The organism is Bradyrhizobium sp. LCT2, assembly GCF_009931255.1.
Classification (GTDB): Bacteria; Pseudomonadota; Alphaproteobacteria; order Rhizobiales; family Xanthobacteraceae; genus Bradyrhizobium; species Bradyrhizobium diazoefficiens.
Map to the genome: position 1 here is coordinate 4,770,863 of NZ_CP034432.1, position 19,854 is coordinate 4,790,716.

The 19,854-nt window shown below is 64.1% G+C and carries 18 protein-coding genes, 1 tRNA gene and 1 pseudogene; 8 read left to right on the plus strand and 12 right to left on the minus strand.

The genetic code is table 11. From position 1 onward, the window contains the following. Window positions 1–94 precede the first annotated feature (94 nt). The 6 genes from EI171_RS23060 to EI171_RS23085 form a co-directional block, all read right to left on the minus strand. Window positions 95–3,253: an efflux RND transporter permease subunit gene (locus EI171_RS23060; protein WP_011087698.1), complete on the minus strand. Its 3,159-nt coding sequence runs from the start codon at window positions 3,251–3,253 to the stop codon at window positions 95–97. Continuing rightward, entirely contained in the window at window positions 3,250–4,686 is a 1,437-nt protein-coding gene (locus tag EI171_RS23065; RefSeq protein ID WP_161534763.1) for an efflux RND transporter periplasmic adaptor subunit, read from the minus strand. The genes EI171_RS23060 and EI171_RS23065 overlap by 4 nt, the downstream gene beginning before the upstream one ends. Beyond that, window positions 4,683–5,081, minus strand: coding sequence for a FixH family protein (locus EI171_RS23070; protein WP_161534764.1), 399 nt, complete (start codon window positions 5,079–5,081; stop codon window positions 4,683–4,685). Before EI171_RS23070 ends, EI171_RS23065 begins: the two co-directional genes overlap by 4 nt. Window positions 5,082–5,202: 121 nt before the next feature. Beyond that, the gene (locus EI171_RS23075) at window positions 5,203–5,562 is read right to left on the minus strand and encodes a hypothetical protein (RefSeq protein ID WP_028171698.1); all 360 of its coding nucleotides are present in this window, start codon (window positions 5,560–5,562) and stop codon (window positions 5,203–5,205) included. Window positions 5,563–6,047: 485 nt separating this feature from the next. Next, the gene (locus EI171_RS23080; protein WP_011087694.1) at window positions 6,048–6,689 is read right to left on the minus strand and encodes an NrsF family protein; all 642 of its coding nucleotides are present in this window, start codon (window positions 6,687–6,689) and stop codon (window positions 6,048–6,050) included. Then, window positions 6,686–7,243, minus strand: a complete 558-nt coding sequence (locus EI171_RS23085; protein ID WP_028171699.1) for a sigma-70 family RNA polymerase sigma factor — start codon at window positions 7,241–7,243, stop codon at window positions 6,686–6,688. The genes EI171_RS23080 and EI171_RS23085 overlap by 4 nt, the downstream gene beginning before the upstream one ends. A 233-nt stretch (window positions 7,244–7,476) precedes the next feature. Between EI171_RS23085 and EI171_RS23090 the strand changes: the two genes are divergently transcribed. Continuing rightward, window positions 7,477–8,193 (plus strand): cation transporter, encoded by a 717-nt coding sequence (locus EI171_RS23090; RefSeq protein WP_038966301.1) that lies wholly within the window; start codon window positions 7,477–7,479, stop codon window positions 8,191–8,193. A gap of 159 nt (window positions 8,194–8,352) precedes the next feature. Here EI171_RS23090 and pepT read toward each other — a convergent pair whose 3' ends face one another. Next, window positions 8,353–9,603 (minus strand): peptidase T, encoded by a 1,251-nt coding sequence (gene pepT / locus EI171_RS23095; RefSeq protein WP_161534765.1) that lies wholly within the window; start codon window positions 9,601–9,603, stop codon window positions 8,353–8,355. A 104-nt stretch (window positions 9,604–9,707) separates the two neighbouring features. After that, window positions 9,708–10,013: pseudogene (locus EI171_RS23100) on the minus strand (HU family DNA-binding protein); the annotation flags it as partial. A 228-nt stretch (window positions 10,014–10,241) separates the two neighbouring features. Between EI171_RS23100 and EI171_RS23105 the strand changes: the two are divergent. Next, a tRNA-Asp gene (locus tag EI171_RS23105) sits at window positions 10,242–10,318 on the plus strand. Window positions 10,319–10,537: 219 nt separating this feature from the next. Continuing rightward, window positions 10,538–11,380, plus strand: coding sequence for an FkbM family methyltransferase (locus EI171_RS23110; protein ID WP_236842066.1), 843 nt, complete (start codon window positions 10,538–10,540; stop codon window positions 11,378–11,380). A gap of 145 nt (window positions 11,381–11,525) precedes the next feature. Here EI171_RS23110 and EI171_RS23115 read toward each other — a convergent pair whose 3' ends face one another. The 3 genes from EI171_RS23115 to EI171_RS23125 all read right to left on the minus strand — a co-directional run bounded on the left by EI171_RS23115 (window position 11,526) and on the right by EI171_RS23125 (window position 14,420). Continuing rightward, on the minus strand, window positions 11,526–11,729 hold the full coding sequence (locus EI171_RS23115) for a hypothetical protein (RefSeq protein ID WP_161534766.1): 204 nt from the start codon (window positions 11,727–11,729) through the stop codon (window positions 11,526–11,528). 142 nt (window positions 11,730–11,871) lie between these two features. Next, window positions 11,872–13,167 carry an MFS transporter gene (locus tag EI171_RS23120; protein ID WP_161534767.1) on the minus strand — a complete coding sequence of 432 codons (1,296 nt, stop codon included), beginning with the start codon at window positions 13,165–13,167 and terminating at the stop codon, window positions 11,872–11,874. Between the two features lie 62 nt (window positions 13,168–13,229). Then, window positions 13,230–14,420, minus strand: coding sequence for an aromatic ring-hydroxylating dioxygenase subunit alpha (locus EI171_RS23125; RefSeq protein WP_161534768.1), 1,191 nt, complete (start codon window positions 14,418–14,420; stop codon window positions 13,230–13,232). A 216-nt stretch (window positions 14,421–14,636) separates the two neighbouring features. On the opposite strand from EI171_RS23125, the gene EI171_RS23130 reads away from it, so the two are divergent. Further along, window positions 14,637–15,146: a MarR family winged helix-turn-helix transcriptional regulator gene (locus EI171_RS23130; RefSeq protein WP_011087686.1), complete on the plus strand. Its 510-nt coding sequence runs from the start codon at window positions 14,637–14,639 to the stop codon at window positions 15,144–15,146. Window positions 15,147–15,323: 177 nt separating this feature from the next. Next, window positions 15,324–17,579: a TonB-dependent siderophore receptor gene (locus EI171_RS23135; protein ID WP_161534769.1), complete on the plus strand. Its 2,256-nt coding sequence runs from the start codon at window positions 15,324–15,326 to the stop codon at window positions 17,577–17,579. Between the two features lie 347 nt (window positions 17,580–17,926). On the opposite strand, the gene EI171_RS23140 is transcribed toward EI171_RS23135, so the two are convergent. Then, window positions 17,927–18,121 carry a hypothetical protein gene (locus EI171_RS23140; protein ID WP_161534770.1) on the minus strand — a complete coding sequence of 65 codons (195 nt, stop codon included), beginning with the start codon at window positions 18,119–18,121 and terminating at the stop codon, window positions 17,927–17,929. A 164-nt stretch (window positions 18,122–18,285) separates the two neighbouring features. Here EI171_RS23140 and EI171_RS23145 point away from each other — a divergent pair, with 164 nt between their 5' ends. Genes EI171_RS23145 through EI171_RS23155 form a run of 3 tightly spaced genes read left to right on the plus strand, consistent with a single transcriptional unit; the run spans window position 18,286 to window position 19,852 of the window. Continuing rightward, window positions 18,286–18,651, plus strand: coding sequence for an NADH-quinone oxidoreductase subunit A (locus EI171_RS23145; protein ID WP_008136158.1), 366 nt, complete (start codon window positions 18,286–18,288; stop codon window positions 18,649–18,651). Further along, complete coding sequence (locus tag EI171_RS23150; protein ID WP_370140497.1) at window positions 18,648–19,229, plus strand: NADH-quinone oxidoreductase subunit B family protein; 582 nt, start codon at window positions 18,648–18,650, stop codon at window positions 19,227–19,229. Before EI171_RS23145 ends, EI171_RS23150 begins: the two co-directional genes overlap by 4 nt. 11 nt (window positions 19,230–19,240) lie before the next feature. Then, a complete protein-coding gene (locus tag EI171_RS23155) occupies window positions 19,241–19,852 on the plus strand; it encodes an NADH-quinone oxidoreductase subunit C (protein WP_060912426.1) in 612 nt (203 codons plus the stop codon). Window positions 19,853–19,854: the final 2 nt, after the last annotated feature.

Sequence of the window (19,854 nt, forward strand, 5' to 3'; positions counted from 1 at the left end):
CCCGCAATAGTGTTACGTGTGGGGAACTCAACGTCGCAGCCGCACCTCATGATGCGAGTGCGACCGGGGCGCAACATTCCGGGGGATTACGAGCTCATTCGGCGGCCTCCGGAATTTGCTCCGACGCGACAGCCCCATCGCCCGTACGGAGCCCGAAGCCCTTCACCAGGCCGAAGATTGCGGGGATCACGATCAGCGTCAGCAGCGTCGACGAGATCATGCCGCCGATCATGGGCACGGCGATCCGCTGCATGATCTCCGATCCCGTTCCGCTGCTCCACATGATCGGCAGCAGGCCGGCCATGATCGCAACCACGGTCATCATTTTCGGGCGGACGCGCTCGACCGCGCCTTCCATGATCGCCTTGTCGAGATCGTCGCGGGTCAGGACGCGTCCGGCGCGCGCGCAGCGCGCTTCGGTTTCGGCAAGGGCGTGGTTGAGATAGATCAGCATCACCACGCCGGTCTCGGCCGCCACGCCCGCGAGCGCGATGAAGCCGACGGCGACCGCGACCGAGAGGTTGAAGCCGAGCCACCACATCAGCCACAGGCCGCCGACGAGGGCGAAGGGCAGGGAGAGCATTACGATCATGGTCTCGGTGATCGAGCGGAAGTTGAGGTAGAGCAGCAGGAAGATGATCAGCAGCGTCACCGGCACCACGATCTTCAGCCGCGCGGTGGCGCGTTCCAGATATTCGTATTGCCCGCTCCAGACCACGTAATAGCCTGATGGGAACTGGACGCTCGCCTGCACCGCGGCCCTCGCATCGGCGACATAGCCGCCGAGGTCACGGTCGCGGATGTCGACATAGATGTAGGTGGCGAGCTGGCCGTTCTCGGTCCGGATCGAGGTCGGCCCGCGCGCCGGCGTGACGCTTGCGACCTCGCCGAGCGGGACGGCGCCGCCGCCCGGCATCGGCACCAGGATGTCGCTGGCGATCGCCTTCGGATTGTCGCGCAGGTCGCGCGGATAGCGCATGTTGACGGTGAAGCGCTGCCGGCCCTCGACGGTCGTCGTCACCGTCTGGCCGCCGAGCGCGGTCGCAATCGTGTCTTGCACGTCCTGCACCATGATGCCGTAACGCGACAGCGCCTCGCGGTCCGGCGTGATCTCGAGATAGTAGCCGCCGAGGCTCCGCTCGGCATAGGCCGAGGAGGTGCCGGGCACCGCCTTGAGCACCTGCTCGATCTGCCGGGCCACCTTGTCGATCCCGGCGAGATCGGTGCCCATGACCTTGATGCCAACGGGGGTACGGATGCCGGTCGAGAGCATGTCGATGCGCGCCTTGATCGGCATGGTCCAGGCGTTGGAGACGCCCGGAAACTGCAGCGCCTTGTCCATCTCGGCGATCAGGCTGTCGATCGTCACGCCGGCGCGCCACTGCTCCTTCGGCTTGAGGTCGACGATGGTCTCGAACATCTCCGATGGCGCCGGATCTGTCGCGGTTGCCGCACGACCGGCCTTGCCGTAGACTGAGGCGACTTCCGGAAACGAGCGGATGATGCGGTCCTGGGTCTGCATCAGCTCGGCCGCCTTGGTCACGGAAATGCCGGGAAGCGTCGTCGGCATGTAGAGCAGGGTGCCTTCGTTGAGGTTCGGCATGAACTCGGAGCCGAGCCGGCCTGCCGGCCAGATCGAGGCGGCGAGCACGCCAAGCGCGAGCAGGATCACTGGGATCCGCGCCCGCAGCACGCCTGAGATCACCGGCCGGTAGATCCAGATCAGGAAGCGGTTGATCGGGTTCTTGTGCTCCGGGATGATCCTGCCGCGGACGAAGATCACCATCAGCGCCGGCACCAGCGTGACCGACAGCAGCGCCGCCGCCGCCATCGCGAAGGTCTTGGTGAAGGCGAGCGGGCTGAACAGCCGGCCCTCCTGCGATTCCAGGGTGAAGATCGGCATGAACGAGACGGTGATGATCAGCAGGCTGAAGAACAGCGCCGGGCCGACCTCGGCGGCGGCCTCGATCAGGATCGCCACCCGCGAATGGCCGGGCGCGGCGCGCTCGAGATGCTTGTGCGCGTTCTCGATCATGACGATCGCCGCGTCGATCATGGCGCCGATCGCGATCGCGATGCCGCCGAGGCTCATGATGTTGGAGCCGATCCCGAGCAGCTTCATCGCCCCGAACGCCATCAGCACCCCGACGGGGAGCATCAGGATGGCAACCAGCGCGCTGCGGACATGCAGCAGGAACACGATGCAGACCAGCGCCACCACGATGCTCTCCTCGAGCAGCGTATGCCGGAGCGTCTCGATCGCGGCCTTGATCAGGTTGGAGCGGTCGTAGACCGGAACGATCTCGACCGATTTCGGCAGGCTGGTTGCGATCTCCCTGAATCGCTTCTTGACGCCCTCGATTACGTCGAGTGCGTTCATGCCGAAGCGCTGCAGCACGATGCCGCTCGCCACCTCGCCCTCGCCGTTGAGCTCGGCGATGCCGCGCCGCTCGTCCGGTCCGAGCTCGACGCGGGCGACGTCGCGCAGCTTGACCGGCGTTCCGTTGTCGGTCTTCAGCACGATGTTGCCGATGTCGTCGACGCTTTTCAGATAGCCCTTGCCGCGAATGACATATTCGAACTCGGAAAGCTCGACGGTGCGGCCGCCGACGTCGGCATTGCTGGCGCGGATGGCATCGCGCATCTTCTGCATGGTGATGCCGAGGTCGCGCATGCGCTGCGGATCGAGGATGACGTTGTATTGCCGCACGAAGCCGCCGATGCTCGCGATCTCCGCCACGCCTTCCGCCTTGGCGAGCGCAAACTTCAGATTCCAGTCCTGGATCGTCCGCGTCTCAGCAAGGTTCAATTCCTTGGACATCACCGCATATTGGTAGACCCAGCCGACGCCGGTGGCGTCGGGCCCGATCGTGGGCGTGACGCCGGCGGGCAGCCGCGACGCGGCGCCGTTGAGGAATTCGAGCACGCGCGAACGGGCCCAGTAGATGTCGGTACCGTCCTCGAAGATGACGTAGACGAAGGAGACGCCGAAGAAGGAGAAGCCGCGCACCACCTTCGACCTTGGCACCGTCAGCATCGCAGTGGTGAGGGGATAGGTGACCTGATCCTCGATCACCTGGGGCGCCTGGCCCTGATATTCGGTGTAGACGATGACCTGGGTGTCGGAGAGGTCTGGAATGGCGTCCAGCGGCAGATGGAGCAAGGCATAGAGGCCGGCCGCGGCGGCAAAGCCGGTGCCGAACAGGACCAGCAGCAGGTTGCGTGCCGACCAGGCGATGATGCGCGCGATCATGGCTTGCCTCCCATCGCGTGGCCGCCGTGCGCATCAGTGCCTTGCGCGTTAGTGCCTTGGGCGTTGCCGCCTTCGGCGAGTCCTTTGAGGGCCGCCTTGAGGTTGCTCTCGGCATCGATCAGGAAGTTGGCGGAGGTGACGATGACGTCGCCCTCGGCAAGCCCGTCGCGGATCTCGACATAGCCGTCGCCCCGCCGCCCGAGCTTGACCTCGCGCGGCTCGAAGCGGCCCTGTCCCTTGTCGACCAGGACGGCCTGCCGGCTGCCGGTGTCGAGCACCGCGCTTTCGGCCACGCTGAGCACCGGCGCCGGATTGCCGGTATCGATTGCGGCATCGACATACATGTCGGGAAGCAGCGCGAGATCGTCGTTGGCGAGTTCGATCCGTATCCGCGCCGTGCGCGTCTCCTTGTTCAGCTGCGGATAGATGACGCTGATCCGGCCGCCAAAATCCCGATCGGGATAGCTGCGCGCCCGCACCGTCACGGGCTGGCCGACGGCAATGCCGCCGAGGTCGCGCTCGGCGACGTCGACATTGGCCCACACCAGCGAGATATCGGCGATGCGAAACAGGATGTCGCCGGGCTGGGCGCGCATGCCGTCGATGGCGTTGCGCTGGAGCACGATGCCGTCACGCGGCGACGACCATTGGATGGTGATCGGCACCGCATGGCTCTTCTCCATCTCGGCGATGACGGGTTCGGGGACATCGAGATTGACCAGCCGCTGCCGCGAGCCCCGGCCGTAGGGTTCGATGCCCGCGGTCGTCTTCGAGGTGATGGTCGCGAGATATTCGGCCGCTGCGGACGATACGGCCGGACTGTAGATCTCCATCAGCGACTGCCCCTTGGTCACGCGGCTTCCGGTGGTGACGTCGGCAACCTTCTGCACAAAACTCTCGGCGCGCATGGCGATGACCGAGATCCGGCGTTCGTCGAGCTGGATAGTGCCGGGCGCGCGCACCAGCGTCCGCAGCCGCCGTAGTTCGGCAGGCTCCGATTTGACGCCGCTGCGCTGGATTTTGCCGGGCGACAGCTTGACCGAACCGTCGTCGCTGTCGTCGCCGTCATAGACGGCGATGTAATCCATCCCCATCGAATCCTTCTTCGGCACTGGTGAGGTGTCGGGCAGGCCCATCGGGTTGCGGTAATATTTGATCTTGCGATCGGCCTTGTGCTCGCCTTTAGGCTCGTCGGCATCGGACGGCGCCGGTACGGCGACGTAGTCGCGGCCGTCCTCGGTCTTCTTCGGCGTCGGCGAATAGAGCGGCTTGCCGTCCGGATCCTGATAATAGAGCGGGGCGGCCGTATCCGCCGCATTCGCTGCGGACAAAATCGGATCGCCATTCGCCGGCAAAAAGCTGCCGGCAAACAGCGCGGCGCCTACCGCTGCGACAAGCGCAGCGGTAGTGCCGATGAGGCGGCTCTTGCTCATTGCTCGGCCGTGACGACGAGCTTGTTTTCGACCGTGCCGCTTTCGCCCTGCACCTTGGCGCCAAGCGAGAGCTGCCAGCGCCCGGCCATGCCAAAGGTGGCCTTGAAACGGTAGGTGCCGGGCTCGGTGCCCGGCATCGGCGTGACCTTGGTGGCCATCTCCTGCATGCCGTCGGGCGCCATGTCGAGCCGGCTGGCGAAGACCACGGCATCCGGCACGGTCTTGCCGGAGGTCTTGTTGACCAGCCGTACCGCCACGATGCGATCGGCGCCGGCCTTGACGGTCGGCTGCATGAGCTGGAATTCATAGTTCTTGATTTCGGCGCGTGCGGAGGTCGCAAACGCGGTTGCGATCAGCGCGGCCATGGCGGCGCGCGCGACGTGGGACGTTGTCATGATTTCAATTTCCTCGATGGGTCTGATGGAGTCGCACGCAACGACGTGACGCGTCGCAAGACGGTATGCAGCCATGCGCGCCGATTGCGGCACGCATGTTCACCAGGCGGCGGAGCGCCTGTCAGACGATCGATCGAGGGGGATGATCCGGAGGTGGGCGGGTGAGGCCGTCGCCGATGGCATCATCGAGCGGCCGAAGCAGCGCGAGAGGACGCGCATAGCGGATGGCGGTCGCGACGACAGGTCCTGCCTGCAACGCCTTCAGCATGCAGATCGCGAGGAGCGGGCAGTCCTGGCATTGCTTGCTGTTCTGCTCGTCGGGGCAGCACGGCATGTCCGCCGACATGTCCTGTGCGCCGGTCATCTGCATGTCGCTAGCCATCAGAGGCTCCGCCGCTGCTGGCGTCACCAGCGGCGCAACCATCAGCCCTGCGGTCACGAGGACCGCGAGCACGAGCCTGAGGATGCGACAAGCCATCATTGCGCGACACTCTCACACGGTGGCAACACTGGAAAGTCCCCCGGTTCACAAGTGTGAGAGCAGGGAGCGCTGGTGGTTAACCGTTTCGAGCGATCGCGGAGTACCATGTTATTGCGCAATCCTAATGGGATTTGGGGCCTCCCTGATAACGCCATCCGGATGCGCCGCCCGCCGGTGCGGTGGCGGGCAGCGTAGGAGCTTGTCGATCATAGGCCAACGCGGAATACGGGCCTTGACGTAGGACAAACGTTCTGGATTGCGAGGTTTGCCTGGCCTCATTCGGCCAATAGCTCCTGTCGGAAATGGTCGAGCCCGCATGGGCGCTGGCCGAGACGGCCAAGAGAAGCGTGAGTGCGAGAAGGCTCTTCGTCAACATAGTTCCGGCTCCATGATTTTCGCGGAAGCGCCTCTGTTGCGCTTCTTCTGAGGAGTTCGGAGCCATCCGCGAGTCGGTTACAGGCTCACGCCGACGTGAGTGCAGCCTCTCACCAGCGCAACAGCCGGGGTCCCAACAATGCGCCTGCGAGGGTGCACAGCACGATCGTACCGCCATACCAGAGCGCGACGAAGGGCAGCGAGTCGTCGGTGCAGTGAAGCGCATAGGCCATCGCGCTCATGCCACCTGCGACGAGCCCGCTGAAGGCGCCGGTACGGACCAGATTGGTCGGAGCCGCCTGTCGCACAGCCCAGATGACGACGGCAAACGGGACAATCGCGATGATCGGAATCGAGATGAGGCATTCGAGCCATTGATCGCCCATCACCATCCTGTCCCAGTGTGAACTCGGCGCCTGCCCAAGGCTGATGCCGGCAAGCAGGAGGATCGCCACAAAGGGCAGTGCGGCGAGGCCCGGGGATACCCTTCGTTCCCCGCCAGGCCGCGCCAGCCGTGCCAGATAGACCGCCGCCGCGCCTGTGGTGCCGAACGCGAATGCGATCTTCAGGAACAGAAAAATCAGGGTGCGTGGCGTGGTCAAGTCGGTGCGGACACCGAGTGCCAAGAACGTGACTCCGATTGCAACGGCCATTCCAACCACAAGCGCAGTGCCGACGCTGCGGTTGACCTGTCGCCGGTTGACCGGTTCGACACCCGCGCTGAGCGCGCTGATCAGCTCGTCCGTCTTCATGTTTGCGTCCTCTGTGCGATCAACGCCGCCAGGGTCTTCAGCCCGCGGTGAATATTGACCTTCACGCCCGATTCCGAGATGTGGCAGCGCTGTGCCGCTTCAGCGACGCTCAGCCCGTCGAGTTTCACGGCCTCGATCGCGCATTGCATCTTTTCCGGCAGGTGTTTGAGCAACCGCCTGAGATCGAAGCTGCTCTCGGCGCTGAGGTTATCGTCATTGGCAATGACGTCGCCCGCCTCGTCGATCGGCACGTCGGTAACCGAGGCCCGGTTTCGGCGGAGAAAATCGATCAGCTTGTAGCGCGCGATCGCGTGCACCCAGGGCGTTAACAGCTCCTGCGGATCGTAGGTGTGTCGCTGGAGGTGGATCGCCAGCACGGCCTCCTGAACCAGATCCTCGGCCTCCGCCACGCCTCGGCCTATTTTCGCGAACTTGCCCTTGTAATAGGCGCGCAAATGGCGGCTCAGCCGCTCAAGCAGCATGCGATGCGCCGCAGCATCGCCATCCTGGCTGGCAAGCATGAGTGCCTTGAGCTCGGTTTCCGTGGTCGTCATACCCACATGGCTATAGTTCGCTCGTATTGCCGACTTGGTTACAGTCAGTTCGCAAGATTCTCATTTTCCTCCTCCAAGGCAAACGGTGCGAGGGGTCGATCGAGTGGTCCGCAACGCGGATTGGGATGACTTCGTTCGTAGGGACTAGAGGCCGAGGCAATTGTGGAACCGCGCCTGGAAGATCGCCATCGTTACAGGCGCATGGTAAAATGGGACGCCGGAGGGAGCCTGGAGTGCCTGAAGAGTCCTGCTGCTCACACGACGCGTGCTGCGAGAAGGCCGCCAAACCCCGCGTGGAGGAGGTCGCCACGTCGGGCTGCGCCGACTGCTGCTCGGCAGGTGTTCCGGTCTTCGACGGGCTTGATCCACGATACAAGCGCATATTGTGGACCGTCATCGCCATCAACGCGGCGATGTTCGTGAGCGAAATGGTGGCGGGCCACTTGGCCGGCTCGCAGGCTCTCAAGGCCGACGCTCTCGACTTCCTGGCCGATACAGTCACCTACGGCTTGAGCCTTTCGGTCATCGGCGCGAGCCTCAAGACACGGGCCACCGCCGCACTGTTCAAGGGGGTGTCGCTCAGCGCGATGGCAGCCTGGGTGTTCGGATCAACGGTCTATCAGACCCTGATCCTGGGGCTTCCCCGTGCGGAGCTGATGGGAGCGATGAGCCTGGCCGCGCTGGCGGCGAATCTGACCTCGGTTCTCCTGCTCGCGCGCTACAAGGACGGCGACGCCAACGTGCGGTCGGTATGGCTCTGCTCGCGCAATGACGCGGTCGGCAACGTCATTGTGATGATTGCTGCCGTTGGCGTATTCGGTACCGGAACGGCATGGCCTGATCTCGCTGTTGCCGCCGTGATGGCGGGAATTTTCCTCACCTCATCTTTGCAGATCCTGCGGCAAGCGTGGGCGGAGTATCGCGGCGGCCAAGCTGCTGCGACCGCCTGAGGGGCAGGCTGGTCCCGGGCGCAATCGAGACGCGAAAAGGCCCCAGCCCGGGGCTGACCGGCTGAGGCCTTTGTGCTCACAATCTTCGTCCTTGGGACTTGGATCGCCAACGTTCCCTAGGGCTTGGAATTATTTCGCGCGCCGAGATTAGCCGCGCGCCTACGCTTTCTCCTCCCAGATCATGGCGAGGTGCACGATCGTCTGCACCGCCTTTTCCATGTCCTGCCGGCTGACCCATTCCAGGCGCGAATGGAACGCGTGCTCGCCCGCGAAGATGTTGGGGCAGGGCAGGCCCATGAAGGACAGGCGCGAGCCGTCGGTGCCGCCGCGGATCGCGGTGCGCATCGGGCGCAGGCCGGCGCGGCGGATCGCCTCGATGGCGTATTCGAGAATGTGCGGGTGACGGTCGATCACCTGCTTCATGTTGCGGTACTGCTCCTTGACCTCGAACTTGTAGGTCGAGCGCGGATAGTCCTTCATCACATCCTTGACGATGTTCTCGAGCAGGACCTCCTTCTCCTTCAGCCCTTCCTCGGTGAAGTCGCGCACGATGAAGGAGAGCGTCGCCTGCTCCAGCGCTCCGTCGATGCCGATTGGATGCAGGAAGCCCTGCTTGCCTGACGTCGTCTCGGGCGAACAGCCTTCCTTCGGGAGTCGCTCGACGATGGCTGCCGCGATCTTGATCGCGTGCTCCATCTTGCCCTTGGCATAGCCCGGATGGGCACTGACGCCGTTGATGGTGATGGTGGCACCATCAGCCGAGAAGGTCTCGTCCTCGACGGAGCCCGCGGTCTCGCCGTCCATGGTGTAGCCGAAATCGGCGCCGAGCTTCTTGATGTCGACATTGTCGACGCCGCGGCCGATTTCCTCGTCCGGCGTGAACAGGATCTTGAGGGTGCCGTGCTTCGCATCGGGGTTGTTGATGAAGAAATGCGCGGCATCCATGATCTCGGCGACGCCGGCCTTGTTGTCGGCGCCCAGCAGCGTGGTGCCGTCGGTGGTGATGATGTCGTTGCCGATTTGGTTCTTCAGCGCGGGATGCTCGGCGAAGCGGATCACCTGGCTGGTATCGCCCGGCAGGGTGATGTCGCCGCCGCGATAGTTCTTTACGACCTGCGGTTTCACGTCCTTGCCGGTGACGTCGGGCGAGGTGTCCATGTGCGAGCAGAAGCAGATCACCGGCACCTTCTTGTCGGTGTTGGCCGGGATCGTTGCGTAAACGTAGCCGTAGTCGTCGAGATGGGCGTCGGCGACGCCCATGGCCTTCAGCTCGGTGACGAGGACGCGGCCGAGGTCTTTCTGCTTCTCGGTCGAGGGCGAGCTGGGGGATTCCGGATCGGACTGGGTGTCGATGGTGACGTAGCGCAGGAAGCGCTCGGTCACGGTATGCGTGAAGATGAGTGAGGACATTTCTGGTCAAACCGCCGGGGGTCAGGGGGAGCAGGCGGTATATCAGAAAAGAGGGCCACGTTGCGGCCGGAACGAGCTTCGATCAGGCTTAACGAACAGTCACCTCAGATCGCCTCTTTCAGTTCCTTGACCGGGCGGAAGGCGACCTTCTTGCTGGCCTTGATGTGGATGGGCTCGCCGGTGGCGGGATTGCGGCCGGTGCGGGCCGCGCGCTTGCGGACCTGGAGGATGCCCAGCCCCACGATCCGGACGCGGTCGCCCTTCTTCAGGTGCTTGGCGATCAGCTCGACCATGTCGGTGAGGACGGCCTCGGCGTGCTTCTTCGACAGGTCCTGGCTTTCCGCGATGTCGGCGGCGAGGTGCTTGAGGGTGATGGTGGCGGGAGCGGCTGCCTTCTTCGCCATGTCTGGCCTCCTCGATTCTTGCCGGTGGCTGGGGAGACCGCCCCCGGACCCCGCAGGTTCCCGGAGGCGTAGACGATTCGGGACCGGACTGACTACGCCGCCCGGCGCGGCCGGGTCACGTTCCTGCGCGCCACCGGCGGATATCCGCTCCTTCAGGCTGTGGATGCAACGTCCTTGACTTCACCAAGCCCGGCCTTTAAGTCCCCCCTCGTTCCGCGGACATCTGTGCGCCACGCGGGAGTAGCTCAGTTGGTTAGAGCGCCGGCCTGTCACGCCGGAGGTCGCGGGTTCGAGCCCCGTCTCTCGCGCCATTTTATGGCGGAAATCAATAACTTAATCGCTGAATAGAAACCCTCCCTGGCAAACCGCCAGCGGAGCAAAGCGCGTATGCGACGATCGGCGAGCGGGTGGTCGTTATTTTCGATTTTTTCGTGTTTCCGATCTTGCCCGCAACAAGCGGTGTGCAACACATTGTGCAACCCGCCAGACCGCCGACGACCGGTCAAACCGCTCTCATTCGGATCAATCCAATGCAGGCAGCCGATTTCAGCGCAACGCTGCAAAATTTGTTCGCCAAGGGCGTGCGGTACGGGGCCGTGATCGACCTTGGCTGTGCCGATGGGCATTTCGTTCTTAACCACCTGTCACGGCTCGGTGGTGCGGTGCCGCTCAACATTGATGCCAACCGGATCTATGAGAACTCCCTGAAGGCCATCAAGGAGGTGCTTGGCGGGCACTATCGGATCTGCGCCATCACCGACCATGAGGGTGAGATCGAGATCACCGAGTCGGTGCATCCCTACTGGTCGTCCGTGCGCCCGGCGGGCGATCTCTACTGGGCGCGGCTCAACGACCTGATCAAGAGCAAGGTCAAGGTGCCGGCGACGACACTCGATGCGCTGGTCAAGGAACTGTCGCTCGAGCCGCCGTTCCTGCTCAAGCTCGACGTGCAGGGCGCCGAAAAGGCCGCGCTGAAGGGCGCGCGTTACGTGCTCGAAAATTGCAGCGTCGTCGTGTGCGAGGCCGACATCGACGACTTCCAGGACATCAACGCGACGCTGCTGGAGGCAGGTTTCTTCCTCTACGACCTGACGACGCTGCAGCGCCTGCGCGACGGAACGCTCGGCTGGTTTTACCCCGTCTATGTCAGCGGCAAGCTCGCCCACCTGAAGCCGCAGGCGTTCTGGGATACCGGCGACAATGCGGCGGTCATCGAGGTGCAGGAGGCGCGCCGCAAGATGATCCTCGAACAGAACAGCAAGATATTGAACCGGCTGCGCTACGGGCAGGCCGATGCCGGCCGGAATGATCCCTGTCCCTGCGGCTCGGGGCAGAAATTCAAGCATTGCTGCGGCAGCTACCGGGCCGACTGACTTTGGCGCAGTCTGCCGGCTCGTCGAGCTATAGAATACACCCTTGACATTTCAAAGGCTTGGCAGGCCACCTTCAGTCGACGGCTGAAAATCAAAAGGCCGCCCGAGGGCGGCCGGTTGGGGGTCAAATCGAACCTTTTCGCCGTCAGCGAATCTCCGACGTGCCCGCGCTCGTCACCACCACAGCCTTGCCGGCCTTGACCACGTGGGTCGACTGGGCGGTCTGGCTGTAATCGGCATTGGTGCGGGCCGCGATCCCGAAGCCGGCCACCGCAATGCCGGCCACAAGCGCCACCACCACGATCTTCAGGTGGGTCGCACGATCAGCAGAGTGAATTGAGTGGTTCATCTGAGCCTCCCGACGGGCTTTGCCGCCGTCTATGGGCTCATGTCTTAAGGACCATCTGTTTCCGGATGGTTTCGCGGGTTCCGCAAAATGGTTTCATTAATAAGCCGGGTTGGTTTCGCCAGGCTTATGGCCGAAACTGGTCTCAGGCTGCGGCCCGGCCGATATCGTCCCGGATGGTGCGGGCCGCCCAGACGAACAGCAGGGCGCCCAACGTGGTCGTGACCGCCGCCGAGAGCAGGGAATAACGCACGGCGTCCGCACCATAGCTGCCCCTCAGGGCATCGTTGACCATGCCCACGACCAGCGGGCCGACGCCCTGGCCGAAGCAGGTGGCGGTGAGCGCGATCAGCGCGGAGGCCAGCGCCCGCATGCTCGGCTTTGCCACGGTCTGCGCGATCGCGAAGATCGGCCCGAGATGGAAGCCGACCAGGAACGAGGTCAGCGCCAGCATCGCGACCATCATCGCGAAATCCTGCGTCAGCATGCACAGCGCGAACACCGGACCGGCGAGACCTGAGGTGATCGCGGGCGCCCAGAGCTTCCAGCGGTCGTCGCCGCGGCTCACTTGCGCCACCACGAAGCCGCCGAGCAGGGTGCCGGCCATTCCGGCGAGCCCCTTGAAGGTGCCGGCATAGGTGCCGATCTCGGCGCTCGACAGGTGGTGCACGCGCGCGAGGAACGGGGGGATCCACGCCGCGGTCGCGTAGTTGGTGTAGGTGGTGAGGCAGAAGCCGATCAGCACGATGATGAAGCTCCGCTGCGAGGCCAGGAAGCGCAGCGTCGGGCCGAGCGGCTCGGGCACGAAGCTCTCCTGCATCGCGCCGCGCTTCGGCTCCGAGATCGTCAGCCACAGGATAGCCGCGAGCAGGATGCCCGGCAGGCCGGCGACGTAGAACGCCATCCGCCAGCCATAGTGCTGGTTGACGTAGCCGCCGACGAAATAGCCGAGGAAGACGCCGAGATAGGTGCCGATGGCGTAGATGCCGAGCGCGCGCGGGCGTTCGTTCTTGGCAAAGAGATCGGCGACGATCGACTGCGAGGCGGGCGAGCCCGCGGATTCGCCGATGCCGACGCCGATGCGCGCCAGCGCCAGCGAGGTCACGCTCGAGGCCGCGCCGCACAGCGCCGTCATCGCGCTCCAGAACGCGAAGGCCACGGCCACGATGTTGCGCCGGTTGAGCCGGTCGGCGGCGCGCGCGATGGGGATGCCGAGCAGGGAGTAGAACAGCGCGAAGCCGAAGCCTGCGAGCAGGCCCATCATGGTGTCGCTGAGGGCAAACTCCTTCTTGATCGGCTCGATCAGGACGTTGAAGATCGTGCGGTCGAGGAAGTTCAGCGCGTAGATGACGGTGAGCAGCCCCAGCACGTAATAGCGCCGCGCCGAGGGCTTTGCCGCGGCAGTCGTTTGCACCGACACTTGTGACGTCACATCGACCACCGCATCCCCCCAATTTGTCTTTGTTGTCGTTGTCGGTCCAGCCCTTATTGGAGCTGGCAGCTTCACGCGTCGCGGATGTAATTCCCCGCTTCGAATTCGACCGGCGCCGCGCCCACATCGAACGACACGCCGATCGGGTCGCGATCTGCCTCCATCGCCTCCAGTTGCTCGCTCAGCATGCGCCGGATCATCAGGATGCCGCGGTCACTCTGGCCGAAATGCTCCTCGGAGTGAACGGTCACCGGGCCCTGGCCGACCTGGGCTTCGTAATCACCAGGGAATTGCTGGTGCTCGGCCTCGGTCATGTCCCACCAGAATTTTCCGTTGAACTTCGAGCGCATCCGGCCGATGTCGCCTGATGTCCTGACGCGACCGGCAACGTAGATGCGGAACGAGGTGTCGTCGATCGGCAGTGTCCAGCCGATCGACTCGACGCGGGCGAACTGCGCCACGCGCGGATTGGGCACGACGCGCAAGGTGGGGAGGGTGGCTTCGGTGACGCGATAGAACACCTTGCCGTCATCCTGCCTGCGGATCGAACGCACGGCGATCCCGCGCGGCGTCTTGTCGAACTTCACCTCCGGCATCGAGGCCATCATGTCAGTGAATTGCGGGCCCGAGAACGAGCCGTGCAGCACCGGCACGTGATAGGGATCGACCACGTTCTCGAAATGCTGCAGCCAGTTGCAGGGAATGACTGCCGGTCCGCCGCCGCCGATCGAGGAATCGTCGGCCTCGACGAACTCGCCGTCGTCCATGTTTTCGAGGCACTCATAGCGCGGCAGCACCGGGCGTTTCTCGGCCGGGCCCATATAGGCGAAGATCAGTCCGTAGCGCTCTTCGACCGGGTACCAGGGCTGGCGCACCTTGTCCTTGAACTGGCCGCCGTCGGGCTCGCAGGGCTGCTCCAGGCAGTGGCCCTCGGTGTCGAACTTCCAGCCGTGATAGCAGCAGCGGATGCCGTCCTCCTCGACCTTGCCATAATAGAGCGTGGTGCCGCGATGGCAGCATCGCGCGTGCAAGAGGCCGGCACGGCCATGCTTGTCGCGGAATAGCACCAGATCCTCGCCCAGCGCCCGCACCTTCTTCGGGGTGTCGGTGGCATCACCGATGAGCCCGACCGGGTGCCAGTAACGGCGGAGCAGTTCGCCCATTGGCGTGCCGCGCACGACCGAGGTTAGCTCGGTGCGCGTCTGCGCCGGTTTCATCGCATAGGCCGTGCCGAGATCGCGATCCCGCTGGGTGATCGTCATGCTGGTCCTCCCGCTGTGGGCCGTGCTGGCCGGGCCTTTTTTGTGCCTTTGTAGCAGTGAAAAATAATTCGATGACAATGTCAACGATCTTCCAAGTGCCGCTTGGTCGCATTCGGATGAGGTAGGAGGCGGCCTGCCTCAAGCTTGGGACTTGAGCCCGGCACTTGCTTCGGACTTGGGCTTGGCAGGTCACCGCTTTCTTGGCACAGGTGAACGATGAACCAGACACCGAGGGATGGGTGGACGACGCCCGAGGCGGGCGAGAGCGAGGCGGCGCCGATCACCGTGATGCTGTCGTCGCGGCTGATGGTGTTGGCCAATCTGCTCAAGCGCGGCGCCATCCTGCGCTACAAGCGCCTCGCTGGATTGTCCTCGGTCGAGTTCGGTCTGGTCGCCTCGCTCGGCCGGCGGCCGCCGATGAGCGTCGCGCGGCTCGCCGAAGCGGTCGGCCAGGACAAGGGACAGATCAGCCGCGCGCTTGCGGAACTCGTCTCGCGCAAGCTGATCGCGAAATCGGCCAACCCGAAGGACAGTCGCGAGGTGCTGGTCTCGCTCACCGCGGCGGGGCTCGCCGCGCATGACGTGATCGTCGAAGGCGCGCAGGACCGCAATCGGCGCCTGCTTGAATCGCTGAGCGAAGCCGAGTTCGACACGCTGCTGCGCCAGGTCGATCAGCTCACGGCGATTGCCGCCGAGATGCTCGAGGCCGAAAAGAATTCGCGCTGATGTCTCGGCAATCCCTGGAAATGTTGGATCGCTTCTAAGAGTCTCTCTAAGAAGTTTTCAATTAGGGAAATCGCGCACCCTCACATAAGCGTCACTGCAAACGCATGCCGTGTCGGGACACGACGGCATGACGCATCGAACATGCAGCTTTGGGGTGGCGCGTTGAACAGTCTTGGAATGCTGCGGTCGGCCGTGTTGGCGACCGCATCCGCTTGGGTCTTGGTGCCGCAGGCATCGCTTGCACAATCGTCTATGCAGAGTGGCGCTCAGAACCTGCCGTCGGTGACCGTCACGGCGCCGGAGGCGCGCCGCCGCGCACCCGCGTCGGCCGTGCGTAGCGCACCGCGGCGGTCAGTGCAGGCAGCGAATAGAAGCAAACCGCAGCCGCAGCGCAACGCCGGCTTCGTCGAGACGCCGCGCGGCCCCGTGCGCGGCTACGTCGCCGGCCGCAGTTCGTCAGGCACCAAAACCGACACGCCGATCATGGAGACGCCGCAGTCGGTGTCCGTCATCAGTGCGGAGCAGATCCGCGACCAGAAGGCGAACAAGCTCGACGAGGTGCTGCGCTACACCGCTGGCGTGCGGGCAGGGACCTTCGGCGCGGATACGCGCAACGACTGGTGGCTGATCCGCGGCTTCAAGTCCGACGACGTCGGGCTGTTCCTCGACGGCATGCAGCTGTTCTACACGTCCTATGCGAGCTGGAAGCTCCAGACGCCGAACATGGAGCGCGTCGAGGTGCTGCGCGGCCCGTCAGCGGTGCTCTACGGCGGATCGAGCCCGAGCGGCATCGTCAACGTCATCAGCAAGCTGCCGCCGGCCGAGCCGATCCGCTATGTCGAGACCGGCGTCAACAATTTCGGCAACGCCTATGTCGGCTTCGATGTCGGCGGGCCGGTCGCGACGCAAGCGCAGAACGGCAAGCTGTTCTACCGCGTCGTCGGCCAGGTCCAGAACGGCCCGACGCAAGTCAATTTCACGCCCGACAACAACTACTTCATCGCACCGTCCGTGACCTGGAAGCCGGATGCCGACACGACGTTTACGGTGCTGGCATCCGCTTCCCGGCAGGAAACCCGCGGCATCAACTTCCTGCCCTATGTCGGGACGGTCACCAATGCCTCGTTCGGCAAGATCCCGACCAGCTTCTTTGCCGGCGATCCCAGCGTCGACAAGTTCACGCGCGAGCAGGAGATGCTCGGCTACCAGTTCGAGCGCAATCTCACCGACGATCTGACATTCCGGCAGAATGCGCGGTTTGCCCATGTCGACGTGACCTATCGTGGCTATGTCGGCAACGACTACGGCAATCAGGCAACCGCCACGCTCAACCGCTACAATTGGTATGCGAAGAACACCGCCAACCAGGGCGATCTCGACAACCAGCTCGAATATCGCTTCGACACCGGTCCGGTGAAGCACACGATGCTGTTCGGGGTCGACCTGAAGGGTTATCAGATCGATGACTATCAGGCCTTCGGGTTCGGCGTGTCCTCGATCAACATCTTCAATCCGGTCTACGGTCAGGCGGAAACCCCGTTGCCGACCACGCCGTTCCGCAACTTCCAGATCACGCAGAAGCAGGCCGGCACCTACATCCAGGACCAGATGAAGCTCGGCAATTTTACGCTGGTCTTGAGCGGCCGCAATGACTGGGTCGCGACCACGCAAGACGCCCGCGACACGGGGGCTACGGTCAGCAGCCGCGATGACAGCAGGTTCAGCGGGCGCGCCGGCCTGATCTACAATTTCGACAACGGCATCGCGCCCTACGTCTCCTATTCGACGAGCTACAATCCGATCATCGGCCTCAACGCACAGAACCAGCTGTTCCTGCCGGAGACCGGCAAGCAGGCCGAAATCGGTGTGAAGATCGCGCCGAAGGGCTTTGACGGCTATTTCACCGTATCTGCCTTCGATCTGGTCCGTCAAAATGTGGCGACGACACTGCCGGGCAGTGTTCCGGTCTTGCAGAACCAGACCGGCGAGGTGACCTCGCGTGGCATCGAGCTCGAAGCGGTAGCGAACGCCACCAAGGAGCTGAAGCTGATCGGCGCCTTCACGGCTTATCACCTGTTCAACAGCAAGGATCTCGATCCGTCGCTGGTCGGCAAGACGCCGACCAACACGCCGGAGCTGCTGGTGTCGGGCTGGGCGGACTACACCTTTAGGGACGGACCGCTCGAGGGCTTCGGCTTCGGCGGCGGCGTGCGCTACATCGGCTCCTCCTGGGCCGACACCGCCAACACGCTCGAAGTTCCCGCGGTCGTGCTCGGCGACCTCGCGCTCCACTACGAATGGCAGAACTGGCGCACGGCACTCAACGTGATCAACCTGACCGACAAGATCTATGTCGCGAGCTGTGCCTCGGCCACGTCGTGCTTCTACGGCGATCGCCGGCGTGTGACCGCCAGCGTCTCCTACAAGTGGTGAGGGCGGGCGAGCGCACGGCATGTTGACGCTGCACATGTCGAGGTCCCGACCGGCCTGAGCTCGACCATGGCCTTGTTCTGCTGACCGGACGACCGCTGATCTTCCAGCGGGAGATCGATGAGCTCCCGGGCTATGCCCCCCGGCCCGGGGCTCATGCGAGCGCGGCGCGTGCGACGGTCCTGCAAGTCGCCGACGCCGCGCTCGCGGTCGATCCGAGGCGGGTTCTGCGCCGACGCATTCGCCAGACGAGCCCCGGTCCCGTCGCGATGCATGGCTCGTCCGACCATCCGCGCCTGTGGATACGTGTCCTTGCTGCACCTGTCCTCTTGCCGCCGCGGCCGCCAGCACTATGTCGCGTGGGTGACGGTAAGGGCCTCCGCGACGGTCATTGCCTGGGTCCGGGTGCGCTGCCGCACAGAAAACCCGGGCATTTTGACCGGATGCCATGCGGCCAGCACTGCCTTGGTCTGTGCACCGCAATCTCGGAACGGCCGCCGCACAAAGCTGCGGTCACCCTTGCTGGGCTTGGCGATCTGCTCCATACCAGCCGCGGGGTGATTCCGGGATTTTCTCCGTTCTGGGGGCGGCAAAGGGCCTAAAAAGAGCGTGTCTTGCGCCCATTGGTGCACTGCGCTAAGGCTCAGAATAATTCCAAATCGGGACGAATCCGCGGCTCCCCCGACGTCGCGGGAAAAAGGGCTCGCCAATGAGCGGCATTCTACAGAACTATCTTCCACTCGTCGTCTTCATAGGGGTAGCGGGCCTCATCGGCCTCGTGCTGCTGATCGCGCCTTTCATCGTGGCGTTCCAGCAGCCGGACCCCGAAAAGCTGTCGGCGTATGAGTGCGGTTTCAACGCCTTCGACGACGCCCGCATGAAATTCGACGTCCGCTTCTACCTGGTCGCCATCCTCTTCATCATCTTCGATCTCGAGGTGGCGTTCCTGTTTCCCTGGGCGGTGGCGTTCGGCAAGCTTGGCGCGACCGGCTTCTGGTCCATGGTGGTGTTCCTCGCCGTGCTGACGGTCGGGTTCGCCTATGAATGGAAGAAAGGGGCACTGGAATGGGATTGAACCCAGCACCGTCCACAGGTCCGGTTCTCGCGCCGGCCCCCAAGGGCATTCTGGATCCGTCGACCGGCAAGCCGGTCGGGGCCAACGATCCGTTCTTCCTCGAGGTCAATTCGGAGCTGTCCGACAAGGGTTTCTTCGTCGCCGCGACCGACGACCTCATCACCTGGGCGCGCACCGGCTCGCTGATGTGGATGACCTTCGGTCTCGCCTGCTGCGCGGTCGAGATGATGCAGGTGTCGATGCCGCGCTACGACGTCGAGCGTTTCGGCTTCGCGCCGCGTGCCTCGCCGCGGCAGTCCGACGTGATGATCGTCGCGGGCACGCTCACCAACAAGATGGCGCCGGCGCTGCGCAAGGTCTACGACCAGATGCCCGAGCCGCGCTACGTCATCTCGATGGGGTCGTGCGCCAATGGCGGCGGCTACTATCACTATTCCTATTCGGTCGTGCGCGGCTGTGACCGCATCGTGCCGATCGACATCTATGTGCCGGGCTGCCCGCCCACGGCGGAAGCGCTGCTCTACGGCGTGCTGCTGCTTCAGAAGAAGATCCGGCGCACCGGCACCATCGAACGCTAAGGTTTTACGTCATGGACGATGGCAAGCTCGACGCCCTTGGGCAAACGATCGTTAGCGCGCTTCCGGGCGCGGCTACTGGTCATTCGGTGGCCTTCAACCAGCTCACGGTGGATGTCGAGGCCGCCAGGATCGTCGAGGTGGTCAAGTACCTCCGCGACGACCCGAACTGCCGCTTCGTCAACTTCACCGACATCACGGCGGTGGACTACCCGTCGCGCGAGAAGCGCTTCGACGTCGTCTACCATCTGATGTCGCCGACCCTGAACGCGCGGATCCGGCTCAAGGCCCAGGCCGACGAGACCACGCAGGTGCCGTCGCTGATCGACGTGTTCCCCGGCGCCGACTGGTTCGAGCGCGAGGCCTACGACCTCTATGGCGTGTTCTTCGTCGGCCATCCCGACATGCGCCGCATCCTCACCGACTACGGTTTCGAGGGCCATCCGCTGCGCAAGGATTTCCCGACCACCGGCTTCGTCGAGGTCCGCTACGACGACCAGGAGAAGCGGGTGGTGTACGAGCCTGTCAGGCTCAACCAGGAATTCCGCAAGTTCGATTTCCTCTCGCCGTGGGAAGGGGCGGACTATCCGCTTCCCGGTGACGAGAAGGCGGGACCGAAGGCCTGATC

Bases quoted from the DNA above. Each gene is read 5' to 3' on its own strand.
- EI171_RS23060 (WP_011087698.1), bottom strand. From the start codon at position 3,253: ATGATCGCGCGCATCATCGCCTGGTCGGCACGCAACCTGCTGCTGGTC.
- EI171_RS23065 (WP_161534763.1), bottom strand. From the start codon at position 4,686: ATGAGCAAGAGCCGCCTCATCGGCACTACCGCTGCGCTTGTCGCAGCG.
- EI171_RS23070 (WP_161534764.1), bottom strand. From the start codon at position 5,081: ATGACAACGTCCCACGTCGCGCGCGCCGCCATGGCCGCGCTGATCGCA.
- EI171_RS23075 (WP_028171698.1), bottom strand. From the start codon at position 5,562: ATGATGGCTTGTCGCATCCTCAGGCTCGTGCTCGCGGTCCTCGTGACC.
- EI171_RS23080 (WP_011087694.1), bottom strand. From the start codon at position 6,689: ATGAAGACGGACGAGCTGATCAGCGCGCTCAGCGCGGGTGTCGAACCG.
- EI171_RS23085 (WP_028171699.1), bottom strand. From the start codon at position 7,243: ATGACGACCACGGAAACCGAGCTCAAGGCACTCATGCTTGCCAGCCAG.
- pepT (WP_161534765.1), bottom strand. From the start codon at position 9,603: ATGTCCTCACTCATCTTCACGCATACCGTGACCGAGCGCTTCCTGCGC.
- EI171_RS23110 (WP_236842066.1), top strand. From the start codon at position 10,538: ATGCAGGCAGCCGATTTCAGCGCAACGCTGCAAAATTTGTTCGCCAAG.
- EI171_RS23115 (WP_161534766.1), bottom strand. From the start codon at position 11,729: ATGAACCACTCAATTCACTCTGCTGATCGTGCGACCCACCTGAAGATC.
- EI171_RS23125 (WP_161534768.1), bottom strand. From the start codon at position 14,420: ATGACGATCACCCAGCGGGATCGCGATCTCGGCACGGCCTATGCGATG.
- EI171_RS23130 (WP_011087686.1), top strand. From the start codon at position 14,637: ATGAACCAGACACCGAGGGATGGGTGGACGACGCCCGAGGCGGGCGAG.
- EI171_RS23135 (WP_161534769.1), top strand. From the start codon at position 15,324: ATGCTGCGGTCGGCCGTGTTGGCGACCGCATCCGCTTGGGTCTTGGTG.
- EI171_RS23140 (WP_161534770.1), bottom strand. From the start codon at position 18,121: ATGGAGCAGATCGCCAAGCCCAGCAAGGGTGACCGCAGCTTTGTGCGG.
- EI171_RS23145 (WP_008136158.1), top strand. From the start codon at position 18,286: ATGAGCGGCATTCTACAGAACTATCTTCCACTCGTCGTCTTCATAGGG.
- EI171_RS23155 (WP_060912426.1), top strand. From the start codon at position 19,241: ATGGACGATGGCAAGCTCGACGCCCTTGGGCAAACGATCGTTAGCGCG.